The sequence below is a fragment of the Variovorax sp. PAMC26660 genome (assembly GCF_014302995.1).
Lineage (GTDB): Bacteria > Pseudomonadota > Gammaproteobacteria > Burkholderiales > Burkholderiaceae_C > Variovorax.
Genome location: NZ_CP060295.1, coordinates 5,690,513 through 5,703,830, shown reverse-complemented (window position 1 = coordinate 5,703,830; position 13,318 = coordinate 5,690,513). Strand labels below are relative to the sequence as shown.

Genomic DNA, 13,318 nt, shown 5'->3' with positions numbered 1-13,318 from the left:
ACGAATCAACGACGAGGCGCGTTGGTGGTCGATCCCGAGCCTTGCATGGCACGGAAGAAGTCAGACGACGGGTCGAGCACCAACACGTCGCTCTTCTTGTTGAAGCTCTGCTTGTAGGCCTCGAGGCTGCGATAGAACTGGGCAAACTGCGGATCGCGGCCGAAAGCCTCGCTGTAGGCCGAAGCGGCCTGGGCATCGCCCTCGCCCTTGATCTTCTGCGCATCGCGGTAGGCGTTCGCCACGATCACTTCGCGCTGTCGGTCGGCGTCGGCGCGAATCTTTTCGCCTTCGGCCGTACCGGTGGAGCGCAGTTCGTTGGCGACGCGCTTGCGCTCGGCCTCCATGCGGCGATAGACCGATTCCGTAATGGCTTCCACGTAGTCGACACGCGTGATGCGCACGTCGACGACGTCCACGCCCCAGGGCTTGGCGCCCTTCACGACCGACAGCACTTCGCGCTGCACGTCGGCCATCAGGGCCTCACGGCGCACCGAGATCAGGTCGCGCACGGTGCGCTTGTTGATGTTTTCCTGGAACGCATTGCGCACCACGCGGTTCAGTTGCATGGCACCCGCGTTTTCGTCGAGGCCGACGTTGCGGATGTAGGCCTGCGGGTCGGAGATGCGCCAGCGCACGTACCAGTCGATCACCACGCGCTGCTTTTCAGCGGTGAGCATGGGCTCGGTGTCCAGGCTCGACAGCGTCAGCAGGCGCTTGTCGATGTACGACACGTTCTGGAACGGCGGCGGCAGCTTGAAGTTGAGGCCGGGCTCGGTAATGACCTGCTTGATCTGGCCGAGGGCATAGACCACGCCGAACTGGCGCTGGTCGACCACGAAGAGGGTCGAGCTCAGCAGCACGAGCAAGACAAGGATCGACGAGGCGATGAATCCGATTCTGTTCATGTTCTTCTAGGCCTTTTTCAACGCACGTCGCGGTCACGCGAGCGGCCGTCGCGGGCGCGCACGTCGCTTGTCACGGGCGCCACCGGGATCACCGACGACTGGCTCGGCGCGGTGCCGGCAACACTGGGGCTGGCCGCATCGACAGGCGTTGCCGCCGCGCTGTTGCCGCTCATCTGCATCAGCTTGTCGAGCGGCAGATACAGCAGGTTGGAGCCCTGCTTGCTGTCGACCAGCACCTTCGTGGTGCTGGCATAGATCTGCTGCATGGCGTCCGTGTACATGCGGTCGCGAGTGACCTGCGGTGCCTTCTGGTACTCGGCCAGCACGGCACTGAAGCGGCCGGCGTCACCTTGTGCCTGTGCCACGATCCGCGCCTTGTAGGCCTCGGACTCTTCCTTGAGGCGCGAAGAGGTACCAGTGGCGAGCGGCACGACGTTGTTGGCATAAGCCTGTGCGTCGTTCTTGGCGCGCTCGCGTTCCTGGCCGGCCTTGAGCACATCGTCGAACGCAGCCTGAACCTGCTCGGGCGGACGCACGCCACCCTGCTGCAGGTTGATGCCGACGACTTCGACGCCGACCTTGTAGCGATCGAGGATGGTCTGCATCAGCGCGCGCACGCGTGGCGAGATCTGGTCGCGCTCTTCAGCAAGCGCCGCATCCATCTTCATCTTGCCGACCACTTCGCGCACCGAGCTTTCAGCCACCTGCACGATGGTTTCGGCGGGTGACTTGCTCTCGTAGAGCCAGGCGCGCGCATCGCTCAGGCGGTACTGCACTGCGAACTTGATTTCGACGATGTTCTCGTCTTCGGTCAGCATGGCCGATTCACGCAAGCCCGTGGAGCGGACGATCGCGTCACGACCCACGTCGGTGGAGCGGATCTGCGTGGTCACGACCACTTCGTGGCGCTGGATCGGGTATGGCAAGCGCCAGTTGAAACCGGCGCCCACGGTGGTCTTGTAGCGACCGAACTGGGTGACGACGGCCTGCTGGCCTTCGTTCACGATGAAGAAACCGGTGCCGAGCCAGATCAGGACGGCCACGGCCAACACGAGACCCAGGCCGAATCCTGCGTTTTTCATGTCTGGCTTGAAACCGTTGCCGCCACCGTTGCTGTTGCCGCCGCTGGGACGATTGCCACCGCCCTTGCCGCCGCCGAAGAAGCCGCCGAGCTTGCGATTGAGGTCGCGCCAGAGTTCGTCGAGGTCAGGCGGGCCCTGGTTGGGGCCTTGACCACGGGGGCGGTCACCGTTGTTGTTGCCCGAAGGCGGGGGCGGCGTCGGTGCGCCCGGGGGATTGGCATCAGGGGGGCGGTTGCCGGCCGGACGGTCGCCGTTGGAGGACGGCTCGTCGCCGCGACCCCACCGGCCATCGTTCAGATTGAACATGCCTAAAAACCCTCTCCGCGCTGGCTTTGAATTCATTCGCTTTGTTCTCTTGTCAGTGGCGGGATTGTGCCCAATCAATTGCCGGCATCGTGCAATTCAGCGTCTGCCCCAGGGGTCATCGTATCGACTACGGAGCCCGACCGCCGGGCAAGCTCGGCGCGCAGCAATGGCACGCCCTCGCCGCTCTTGGCACTGAGGAAGATGCGGGAGACCTGCACGCCGTCGATTTCCATCTCGTCCTGCAGATGCAGCGGATGCTGCGCGCTTTCAAGAGCATCGAGCTTGTTGAATACCAACAGTTGCGGAACGTCCTCGGCGCCAATGTCGCGCAAGACCGACTGAACCTCGCCCATCTGCTCGGGGTAGTGCGGGTTGGAGGCGTCGACTACATGCAGCAGCAGGTCGGCGTCGACCGCTTCCTGCAGCGTGGCCTTGAACGCGTCGACCAGACCGTGCGGCAGGTCGCGGATGAAGCCCACGGTGTCGGAGATCGACACCTGGCGCCGCGCATCGCCCAGGTAGAGGTTGCGCGTGGTGGTGTCGAGCGTGGCGAAGAGCTGGTCGGCCGCATAGGCGCGAGCCTTGACGAGCGCATTGAACAACGACGACTTGCCCGCGTTGGTATAGCCCACGAGCGAGATGTTGAAGGTCTCGCGACGCTCGCGTTGACGGCGTTGCGTGCCGCGCTGCTTTTGCACCTTGGCCAGGCGCTCGCGTGTGCGCTTGATCGACTCGTTGATCATCCGGCGATCAAGTTCGATCTGCTTTTCGCCGGGGCCGCCGCGCACACCCGCACCACCGGTTTGGCGCTCCAGGTGGGACCAGCGACGAACCAGCCGCGTGCTGAGGTACTGCAGGCGAGCAAGCTCCACCTGCAGCTTGCCTTCGTGCGAACGGGCGCGCTGGGCGAAGATTTCGAGAATGAGGAAGGTGCGGTCGTACACCGCGACATCGAGCTGGCGCTCGAGATTGCGCTGCTGCGCAGGACTCAAGGACTGGTCGAAGATGACTTCGCTCGCCCTGTGCAGGGCGGCCAGTTCCTTGATTTCCTCGGCCTTGCCACTGCCGACAAACAATGCGGCATCGGGCGCCTTGCGTTTGCACGCGAGACGGGCGACAGGCGTCAGGCCCGCGGTCTGCGCAAGCAGGCCGAGTTCCTCGAGTTCGCTGTCGAAATGGGGCAGACCGAAGTCAACGCCGACGAGAACGGCGGCGCCTTCCTGGCGTGGGATCAGTTCAGACAAGCGGAATCAGAAATAGGGAAAAAGCGCGGCGGCAAGCCGCCGCGCTCCGCGCGATCAGGCAGTGGCGTCGTCGTTCTCGGCAGCCGAGAAGTTGACGGCACGACCCGGCACGATGGTGGAAATGGCGTGCTTGTAGACCATTTGCGTCACTGTATTGCGAAGCAACACGACGTATTGGTCAAAAGACTCGATCTGGCCCTGCAGCTTGATACCGTTCACCAAATAAATGGAAACCGGCACATGCTCACGACGCAAGGTGTTCAGAAACGGGTCTTGCAGAAGTTGCCCTTTATTGCTCACGATATTCTCCGTGTTCAAGAGTAGTTGTTGGAGAGATGACCTTAACACAGGGTTTCTGCGCTGCAGCAATCGGGGTCAAAAGCCTTGAGAAAATAACGGTTCTCAAAAGACGGAACTTCCGATCCTGCTGCAACTCATCAGACGCCATCGGCGGCCAAGCCCGCTCAGTCGTCCTTGTCGGCAAACGGGTTTGCAGAGCTTTTGAACTGGATCCGCAAAGGAGTGCCGACAAGGTCGAACTCCTTGCGAAAGCGCCCTTCGAGAAAGCGCTTGTACGCCTCGGTCACATGCTCCAGCGAATTGCCGTGAATGATGATCACGGGCGGATTCATGCCACCCTGATGCGCATAACGCAGCTTGGGGCGGAACATCCCACCGCGCTTGGGCGCCTGGAACTGCACCGCTTCCAGCAACAGCCGAGTCAGCACCGGAGTAGACATCTTGCGCGTCGCCGACTTGTGGGCCTGCGCAATTGCCTGCCACACCGGACCCAGGCCCTGGCGCTTGATGGCCGAAATGAAATGCAGCGCCGCAAACTTCAGAAACGGCAACCGGGTTTCGATCTGCCGCTGGATCTGCTCGCGCTGGTAGCTGTCGACCGCATCCCACTTGTTGATGGCAATCACCACCGCGCGGCCGCTTTCGAGGATGTAGCCGGCAATGTGCGCGTCTTGATCGGTCACGCCCTGCGTGGCATCGAGCAGCAGCAGCACGACGTTGGCCGATTCGATGGCCTGCAGCGTCTTGACCACCGAGAACTTCTCGATCGCCTCGAATACCTTGCCCTTGCGACGCAGACCCGCCGTGTCGATCAGCTCGAAGTGCTGGCCATTGCGCTCGAACGGCACCGAGATGGCATCGCGCGTGGTGCCCGGCATGTCGAATGCCACCAGGCGCTCTTCGCCGAGCCAGGTATTGATCAGCGTGGATTTGCCCACGTTGGGCCGTCCCGCCACCGCCAGCTTGATCGGCTTGTTGGCGTCGTCTTCGTCCGTCTCGTCGTCGGGATCGGGGAGGTTCAGCGGCTCCAGGGCCAGCTCGACCAGGTCACGCATGCCCTGCCCGTGCGCAGCGGACACGCCGTGCACATCGCCGAAACCGAGTTCGTAGAAATCCACGAGCTTGGTGCCGTCGTGCATGCCCTCGGCTTTGTTGGCCGCCAGCACACAGGGCTTGCCGAGCCTGCGCAGTTCGTTGGCAATGTCGTGGTCTTGCGCTGAAAGACCCTCGCGGGCATCGACCACGAAGATCACCACATCGGCTTCAGCCACGGCCTGCCGCGTCTGCTTGGCCATTTCCTTGTAGATGCCGCTGCCCGCGTCGGGCTCGAAGCCGCCGGTGTCGATCACGATGAACTCGTGCTTGCCCAGGCGGCCATTGCCGTAATGGCGGTCGCGCGTGAGTCCGGCAAAGTCAGCGACGATGGCGTCGCGCGTCTGGGTCAGGCGATTGAACAGCGTCGACTTGCCGACGTTGGGACGCCCGACCAGGGCCACGACCGGCTTCATGGCCGGCCTTTCGATGGCGCGGTTTTCATGGTCGGGCCTTGCGAGTGAGAAAAGAAGAAATTATTCAGGGCGATAGCCAAACACGCCACCCTTGGCAGTCACGACCACAACCGTATTGCCGGCCATGACCGGCGCGACGGTGATGGCGGAGCCATCGGGCGTGACGCGATTGAGCAGTGCGCCGTCTTCGCGCGAAACGAAATGCAGGGAGCCGGTGTTCTCGCCAATGACGAGCGAACGGCCCACGGCCAGCGGCGATGTCAGGTCACGGTTCTTGAAGCGGGTCGATGCCCAGGCGCGCTCGCCATCGGCACGGCGCCAAGCCACGACGCTGCCGTCGGTCTCGGTGCCGTAGACGAAGCCTTGGTCGCCGCTGACGCCATCCGCGCCCAAAGCCGGCTTGCTCCAAACCAGCGTACCGCGCTGGGTTTCGACACAACCGACGCTGGCGTAGTACGCACGTGCGCAAACCGAATCGCCGACGCGGCTCACGCTGCCGGTCAGGTCGACCAGGCGTTCCACGTCGTTGGTGCCGCGCGGCGCAGCGATGGGAGATTCCCAGCGCGAGGTGCCGTTGGCGGGGTTGATACCCACCAGCCGGCCGCCGATGCCGGCCACCAGCGTGTCGCCCACGGCGATCAGCACGCCCGACTTGCGCAGTACGAGATTTTCACCAGCGCGCTGCTGGATCCATAGGCGACGACCGCTCTGGCCGTCCCAGGCGCTGATGCTGCGATCGGCGGTCTGCACGAACACGCGACGGCCAGCGACCAGCGGTGCGGTGAAGGCCTGGGCCGACAGCTTCTGCTTCCACAGGACCTTGCCGTTTTGAATGGCGACCAGTTCGTTGCCGGTAGTGACCACCGCGGCCATCGAGCCGTCGCTGCCGACACCTGCCGCCAGCGGGGCACCGGCGTTGGCGCGCCAGGTCTCGCGACCGGCACGGGCGTCGATGGCAACCACGGTGCCGTCGCTGCCTGCCACGGTCACCGTGTCGCCGCTGACATCGGTAGTGAGCGGAAAGCCGACTTCAGAAATCTTCACCGACCAGGCTTGGCGCACGCCGATCAGGGAGGGGTTGGCAGGAAGCTCGGCCGGCTTCGGTTTGCTGGTGCCAGAACAGGCGGCCAAGAGTGCTACCAAAACAATAGCTGATCCCGCACGCAAGGCGGTCGATTCAGGCATGAAACGCTTGAAATTCATGATGCGGTCAGGGAGTTTTGGGGGCTGCGGGAGTGACGGTAACGACCGGGGCCAGGCTCTTCGGGTCGACACCGACCGCGTTGAGCTTGATCTCGATCAGGCGGCGATAGTCGGAGGCAACGCCAAGGCCAGTCCAGGCCTTGCGGTACTCGAGCTGGGCTTCGTCGCGCTTGCCTTGGGCCAGGTAGATGTCGCCCTTGCGATCAGCCACCAGCGGCTCGAATTCTGTGGGCACCTTGCCGTCGAGTTGCTTGAGGGCTTCGTCGTACGACTTGCTGTCGAGCAATTCGGCCGCGAGCCTCAACTTGGCAATGGCCTGATAGCCCGGGTCGATGGCGCTCTGCGCCACCCAGCCCAGCGCAGCGCGCGATTCTTCGACCTTGCCCTTTTCGTACAGCGTCTTGGCGACCAGCAGGCCGGCCTGTTGTGCATAAGTGGTGCCGGCAAAGCGCGCCTTCATGTCACCCAGTACACGCTGGATGCGCTCGACGTCGCCGGACTGCGTACTGCGCTCGACCTCGTCGTAGAGCGCTGCGGCCTGTGCAGCCTTGTTGCGCTGGAAGTACTGCCAACCGTTCCAGGCCACGAAGGCACCGGCGACGAGCAGCACGACCCAGGTGATCAGGGTGCCGTAGGTATTCCAGAAATGCTTGAGCTGGTCGAGCTGTTCCTGTTCTTCGAGATCGAGATGGGTTGCCATGCGCAGTCAGATGTTGGGAGCCGGCGATTGTAGGGTGGCGGCCCAGGTGGCCACTTCAGCAAGCGTTCGGGAAGTTTGCGCACCGCTTCCGTCGCGCAGCGCCTTGAGAGTCACTTCGCCGCGTGCAAGTTCATCGGCGCCGAAGATCAGGGCGTAGGTGGCACCGCTGTTGTCGGCCCGCTTGAACTGCGATTTGAAGCTGCCGAGGCCATCGACCGTGGCCGCATGCATCTGCACACGGACACCGGCGTCGCGCAGTTGCTGCAGCGTGCCCAGCACCACGGGCATGGCTGCCGCATCGGGCACGACGGCATAGACGTCAGGCACGGGCATGGGAATGTCGGTGCCCTGCTCCTTCATCAGGTCGAGCACGCGCTCCACGCCCATCGCCCAGCCCACGGCGGGCGCCGGCTTGCCGCCGATCTGCGCGATCAGGTCGTCGTAGCGGCCGCCCGCGCACACGGTGCCTTGCGAGCCGAGGCGGTCGGTCACGAACTCGAACACGCTGAGGTTGTAGTAGTCGAGCCCACGCACCAGACGCGGATTGATGGTGTAGGTCACGCCATTCGCATCGAGGATGGCCTTCAGGCCATCAAAGTGCGCGAGCGACTCGGCACCGAGAAAGTCGATCAGCTTCGGCGCCGATTCGACGACTTCCTTCATCGCCGGATTCTTGGTGTCAAGGATGCGCAGCGGATTGCTGTGCAGGCGGCGCTTGCCGTCTTCATCGAGCTTGTCGACATGCTTCTCGAAGTGGGCAACGAGCTGGGCGCGATGCAGCGCGCGCTCGGCCGGTTGGCCCAGGCTGTTGAGTTCGAGGCGAACGTCGGTCAGCCCGATCCGCTTCCAGAGCGCATTCGCGAGCAGGATCAGTTCAGCATCGACATCGGGGCCGGCGAAGCCGAGTGCCTCGGCGCCGATCTGGTGGAACTGGCGAAAGCGCCCTCGCTGCGGTTTTTCGCGACGGAACATCGGGCCGATGTACCAGAGGCGCTTGCCGCCGTCGTACAGCATGTTGTGCTCGATCACCGCGCGCACCAGACCAGCGGTGTTCTCGGGCCGCAGCGTCAGATGGTCGTTGTCGCCGTACTTGTCCGAGCGGTCGTGGAAGGAGTACATCTCCTTCTCGACGATGTCCGTCACCTCGCCGATGCCGCGCACGAACAGCGCCGTGTGCTCCAGGATCGGTGTACGGACGTTGCGGTACGCATAGCGCCCCATCAGGTCGCGCACGGTGGCTTCAAGCCACTCCCAGCGCGCCGATTCGGGCGGCAATATGTCGTTCATGCCTTTGACGGCATTCAATTTATCAGCCATGGATCTGCGGAGGTGTCAGGCAGCGACGGCGTGTTCGCCGCCGAAGCGCTTTTCGATGTAGGTTTCTACGAGTTGATGGAACTCGTTGGCGATATTGTCGCCGCGCAGCGTGAGGGCCTTTTCGCCGTCGATGAAGACCGGCGCGGCGGGCGCCTCGCCGGTGCCGGGAAGGCTGATGCCGATGTCGGCGTGCTTGCTCTCGCCGGGGCCGTTGACGATGCAGCCCATGACGGCCACCTTCATCGTCTCGACGCCCGGATACTTCTTGCGCCAGACCGGCATCTGCATGCGCAAGTAGTCGTCGATCTGCTTGGCCAGCTCCTGAAAGGTGGTGCTCGTGGTGCGGCCACAGCCCGGACAGGCGGTGACGCTCGGCACGAAGATGCGCAGGCCCAGGGCCTGGAGAATCTCGGAAGCAATCACCACTTCTTGCGTGCGCGACTCACCCGGCTGCGGCGTGAGCGACACGCGGATCGTGTCGCCAATGCCCTCTTGCAGCAGGATCGACAGCGCCGTGGCCGAGGCCACCGTGCCCTTGGTGCCCATGCCCGCCTCAGTCAGCCCCAGGTGCAGCGGATAGTCGCAGCGCTTGGCAAGCTCGCGGTAGACCGATATCAGGTCTTGCACGCCACTCACCTTGCACGACAGGATGACTTGATTGCCGCTCATGCCCATCGATTCGGCCAGCTTGGCGGACTCGATGGCCGAGGTGATCAGCGCTTCGTACATCACCTGCTTGGCATCCCAGGGCTCGGCGCGCTGGCTGTTGATGTCCATCAGGCTGGCAAGCAGCTCCTGGTCGAGGCTGCCCCAGTTCACGCCGATGCGCACCGGCTTGTTCCAGCGCATGGCGGCATCGATCATCTGGCCGAACTGGCGATCATGCTTGTCGCCCTTGCCGACGTTGCCGGGGTTGATGCGGTACTTGCTCAACGCTTCTGCACAGGCCGGATAGTCGGTCAGCAGGCGGTGGCCGTTGTAGTGGAAGTCGCCGATCAGCGGCACGTCGATGCCCATGCGATCGAGCTGCTCGCGGATGTAGGGCACCTGCGCTGCTGCTTCAGGCGTATTGACGGTGATGCGCACCATCTCCGAACCGGCGATGGCCAGTTCCTTGATCTGGATGGCCGTGCCGATGGCGTCGACCGTGTCCGTGTTCGTCATGGACTGCACGCGCACAGGCGCATCGCCACCGACCGTGACGACACGCGGGCCCCAGACCACGCTGGCCTGGCGCGAACGGCGCGCCTTGGGCGCCGCCGATTCGATGGGTTGGGGAGTGCAGTCGGTCACGATGTCACCTCGAAACGCGCCACGCCGCCACCGCGGGTGACAGGCTTCAGATCGTAGGCTTTTCCGCGCACCTGCACATCGACGGCCGAAGCGCGGCCGATCACGACGGACAAAGGCAGCGTGCCCGACAGCCCGACCGTTTCGCCGGCCTTCAGGCTGCGGCGCAGCAACTGCTTGCCGCCGGCTTCGGTCACGGTGATCCAGCACTCTTCGCGTGCGACGAAAACGAGCTGCTGGCTGCTGCTCTCGACAGGGGCCGCGGACGCAGCCACGGCGGGCGCCGGTGTCGTCGCAGCATTGGCGCTGGCTGCAGCAGGGGCATCGCCTGCGGGCCCGTTCGGTGCCACGGCCTGCGCGGGAACGGTCTCAGCAACCACGCCCGAAGCACCTGAAGATTGTCCGTTTGCGGAAGGCTCGGTCGTCGAACCCGCATCGGATTCACCACGCGCGGTCAGGCGCGACACGGAGGCGCCGATCTGATCGAACACCGACTGTGGCAGCCAGAACAGCGCACCCGCGCCCACCAGCAGCAGCACCACGACCGTCAACAGGGCGCGCGACGGCAGCCCGCTGGAGCGGCTGCTGTTGTTCCAGCGCGGCGTTCCCGAGGTGATGTTCGTCTTGATCGTGCGATCGGCCACAGCCAGCGACACTTTGTGCGTGCTGGGCAGTTTCGCAAGCACCGGCGCGGGGTCGATGCGCAGCGCGCGGCAGACGCTGCTGGCCAGCGCGCGGGCGAAGACCGGGTCGGGCAGCGACGCAATGTCGTCCGCCTCGAGCGCCAGGAGTTTCTGCGGCGGTACCTTCAGCGCGGCAGCCACCATCTCGATGTGCAGGCCATGGGCCTCGCGTGCCTCGCGAAGCATGTCGCCGGCCGTCTTTTGCTTGATGTCGCCTTCCTCGAGCGGCTGCGCCGCGGAAGTGCCGAACTCCGAAACCCGATCAGTCATTGAAATTCCCGCGCTCGTACGCTGATGCCTCCCGCGACTGGGGGAAACGTCGCTGAAGTTGGCCTCCCAACTGTGCAACGGCCTCGCGGTTGTTGAGCTTTCGCTCGATCTTGATGCCGAGCCAGAGCGTCTCGGCGCTGGCCGAGGGGCTGTTGTTGACGCGGCGGATGTAGAACTGCGCGCGCGACCATTCTTCGCGCTGCGCGAGCACCGAGGCCAGGTTGAAACCGACCACCGGGTTGCCGGCATCGATCTCGTAGGCCTGCATCAGGCTGCGTTCCGCCTGCGGGCGCAGACCGGCCTTGAGCTCGCAGACGCCCTGCGTCATCAGTGTCTTGGCGCGGTCGGTGTAGCCGGGCACCGCGAGCGCTTCGGTGAACTGCTGCGCCGCATCGCCATAGCGGTTCTGCTGGCACAGCAGCCAACCGTAGTTGTGGCGGATGTTGGGGTCGCGTGGATTGATGGCAATGGCGCGGCGGAAGCTGTCTTCGGCCATGCCCGCATCTTCGAGCCGCATGTAGACCAGGCCGCGCAGGTTGTAGGCGTCGGCGTAGTTCGGATCGGCGACCAGTGCCTGCTTGATCTCGTCGAGGGCCACGGTGGTCTGGCCATTCTGGAAATAGCCGGAGGCGAGTTCCATGCGCAGGCGTGCACGGCGCTGCCGGCTGGTCTCGTCGGACTCGGTCACGATCTCCGAGCCCTTGCCCGAACTGCTGTCGGCCAAGCTGGTGGTGGTGGTCCGCGTGTTGACGCAGCCCGCGAGCAGAAACGCCACGGCGACGCCGGCAAAGCTTGCGGCCAGCATTCGCTGCGCGCTTGCGGTCGTCATCGGAAAGGCCATGCTCATTGCGTCAATGCTCCTGGGGGGCGGTCTTGCGGACCGGATGCAAAACAATGGGGTGCTCGGCGGTCGCACGGCGCTGAGCCATGCGCTCGGCCGCGCGGGTGCGATCCTTGACGTCGCCGGCGAGCTGCCCGCAGGCGGCATCGATGTCGTCGCCGCGCGTCTTGCGCACGGTGGTCACGAGGCCGGCTTCGCTCAGCGTCTTGGCGAATGCCAGCACGCGGGGTTGCGGCGAGCGCAGCAGGCCCGAGGCCGGAAACGGATTGAACGGGATCAGGTTGAACTTGCACGACACGCCATGCGTGCGCACCAGTTCGACCAGTTGCTTCGCATGCTCGGGCTGGTCGTTCACGCCGTCGAGCATGCAGTACTCGAAGGTGATGAAGTCGCGCGGTGCGTGCGCCAGATAGCGCTTGCAGGCTTCGAGCAGCTCGGCAATCGGGTACTTGCGATTGAGCGGCACGAGGTCGTCGCGCAGCGCGTCGTTGGGCGCATGCAGCGACACGGCCATGGCCACCGGGCAATCGGCGCCCAGGCGGTCGATCATCGGCACGACGCCAGAGGTCGACACGGTGACACGGCGGCGCGACAGGCCATAGGCGTTGTCGTCGAGCATGGTGCGCAATGCCGGCACCAACGCCGAGTAGTTCTGCAGCGGCTCGCCCATGCCCATCATCACCACGTTGGAGATGACGCGCTCCGTGCGCTTCAAATGCTTGCGCAGGAAATGTTCGGCAAACCACAGCTGGGCGACGATTTCGCCCGTGCTGAGGTTGCGGCTGAAGCCCTGATGCCCTGTCGAGCAAAAGCGGCAACCGACCGCGCAGCCGGCTTGAGACGACACGCACAAGGTGCCGCGGTCGTCTTCGGGAATGAATACGGCTTCGACGGCATTGCCATCGCCGACGTCGAACAGCCACTTGATCGTGCCGTCCTTGGATTCGTGCTGCGTGAGAACCGGCAAGGCCTCGACGCATGCGGTGGTGGCGAGTTTCTCGCGCAGCGACTTGGCCAGATCGGTCATCTGGGTGAAGTCGCTCGCGCCACGCTGGTGAATCCAGCGGAACAGTTGCGTGGCGCGAAATTTCTTCTCGCCGAGTTTTTCGCAGAACGCGGCCAGCCCCTCGAGATCGAATTCGAGCAGATTGGCCGTGGTCATGGAATCAGTCGACAAACAGCTTCAGCGTGCGTAGACGTTGAGGCCGGCGAAGAAGAACGAGATTTCGTTCGCGGCGGTTTCAGCTGCGTCCGAACCGTGCACGGCGTTGGCGTCGATGCTGTCGGCGAAGTCGGCGCGAATGGTGCCGGCGGCGGCCTTCTTCGGATCGGTGGCGCCCATCAGGTCACGGTTCTTGGCGATGGCATTTTCGCCTTCGAGCACTTGCACGAACACGGGGCCCGAGATCATGAACTCGACCAGGTCCTTGAAGAAGGGACGCTCCTTGTGCACCGAGTAGAACTGCTCGGCTTCGTTGCGCGACAGGTGCACCAGCTTGGCGGCGATGATCTTGAGGCCGGCAGCCTCGAAACGGGAAACGATCTTGCCGATGACGTTCTTGGCGACGGCGTCGGGCTTGATGATGGAGAGGGTACGTTCGATAGCCATTGAAATGCTTTCTGAGCTTTGATTTTGAAGTGTTTTGTCACAACTGCAACGAGTTTGTTG

At 64.0% G+C, this 13,318-nt stretch carries 13 protein-coding genes; all 13 read right to left on the bottom strand.

The window, feature by feature from the left end; translation table 11 throughout:
• Positions 1 to 5 precede the first annotated feature (5 nt).
• The 13 genes from hflC to ndk all read right to left on the bottom strand — a co-directional run bounded on the left by hflC (position 6) and on the right by ndk (position 13,258).
• Positions 6 to 905 (bottom strand): protease modulator HflC, encoded by a 900-nt coding sequence (gene hflC, locus H7F35_RS26840; RefSeq protein WP_187109578.1) that lies wholly within the window; start codon positions 903 to 905, stop codon positions 6 to 8.
• Between the two features lie 17 nt (positions 906 to 922).
• A complete protein-coding gene (gene hflK, locus H7F35_RS26835) occupies positions 923 to 2,293 on the bottom strand; it encodes an FtsH protease activity modulator HflK (RefSeq protein WP_187109577.1) in 1,371 nt (456 codons plus the stop codon).
• Positions 2,294 to 2,367: 74 nt separating this feature from the next.
• Positions 2,368 to 3,537, bottom strand: a complete 1,170-nt coding sequence (gene hflX, locus H7F35_RS26830) for a GTPase HflX (protein ID WP_187109576.1) — start codon at positions 3,535 to 3,537, stop codon at positions 2,368 to 2,370.
• Positions 3,538 to 3,591: 54 nt separating this feature from the next.
• A complete protein-coding gene (gene hfq / locus H7F35_RS26825) occupies positions 3,592 to 3,837 on the bottom strand; it encodes an RNA chaperone Hfq (protein WP_261803362.1) in 246 nt (81 codons plus the stop codon).
• Between the two features lie 164 nt (positions 3,838 to 4,001).
• Complete coding sequence (der, locus tag H7F35_RS26820) at positions 4,002 to 5,345, bottom strand: ribosome biogenesis GTPase Der (protein ID WP_187109574.1); 1,344 nt, start codon at positions 5,343 to 5,345, stop codon at positions 4,002 to 4,004.
• A gap of 60 nt (positions 5,346 to 5,405) precedes the next feature.
• Positions 5,406 to 6,548: an outer membrane protein assembly factor BamB gene (gene bamB, locus H7F35_RS26815; protein ID WP_187109573.1), complete on the bottom strand. Its 1,143-nt coding sequence runs from the start codon at positions 6,546 to 6,548 to the stop codon at positions 5,406 to 5,408.
• Between the two features lie 7 nt (positions 6,549 to 6,555).
• A complete protein-coding gene (locus tag H7F35_RS26810; protein ID WP_187109572.1) occupies positions 6,556 to 7,248 on the bottom strand; it encodes a YfgM family protein in 693 nt (230 codons plus the stop codon).
• Between the two features lie 6 nt (positions 7,249 to 7,254).
• The gene (gene hisS / locus H7F35_RS26805) at positions 7,255 to 8,565 is read right to left on the bottom strand and encodes a histidine--tRNA ligase (protein WP_187109571.1); all 1,311 of its coding nucleotides are present in this window, start codon (positions 8,563 to 8,565) and stop codon (positions 7,255 to 7,257) included.
• A 15-nt stretch (positions 8,566 to 8,580) separates the two neighbouring features.
• Positions 8,581 to 9,858: a flavodoxin-dependent (E)-4-hydroxy-3-methylbut-2-enyl-diphosphate synthase gene (gene ispG / locus H7F35_RS26800; protein WP_187109570.1), complete on the bottom strand. Its 1,278-nt coding sequence runs from the start codon at positions 9,856 to 9,858 to the stop codon at positions 8,581 to 8,583.
• A complete protein-coding gene (locus tag H7F35_RS26795; protein WP_187109569.1) occupies positions 9,855 to 10,808 on the bottom strand; it encodes a helix-turn-helix domain-containing protein in 954 nt (317 codons plus the stop codon). The genes ispG and H7F35_RS26795 overlap by 4 nt, the downstream gene beginning before the upstream one ends.
• On the bottom strand, positions 10,801 to 11,655 hold the full coding sequence (gene pilW, locus H7F35_RS26790; protein ID WP_187109568.1) for a type IV pilus biogenesis/stability protein PilW: 855 nt from the start codon (positions 11,653 to 11,655) through the stop codon (positions 10,801 to 10,803). The genes H7F35_RS26795 and pilW overlap by 8 nt, the downstream gene beginning before the upstream one ends.
• 4 nt (positions 11,656 to 11,659) lie before the next feature.
• Positions 11,660 to 12,811 (bottom strand): 23S rRNA (adenine(2503)-C(2))-methyltransferase RlmN, encoded by a 1,152-nt coding sequence (rlmN, locus tag H7F35_RS26785; RefSeq protein WP_187109567.1) that lies wholly within the window; start codon positions 12,809 to 12,811, stop codon positions 11,660 to 11,662.
• 21 nt (positions 12,812 to 12,832) lie between these two features.
• A complete protein-coding gene (ndk, locus tag H7F35_RS26780; protein ID WP_187109566.1) occupies positions 12,833 to 13,258 on the bottom strand; it encodes a nucleoside-diphosphate kinase in 426 nt (141 codons plus the stop codon).
• Positions 13,259 to 13,318 lie beyond the last annotated feature (60 nt).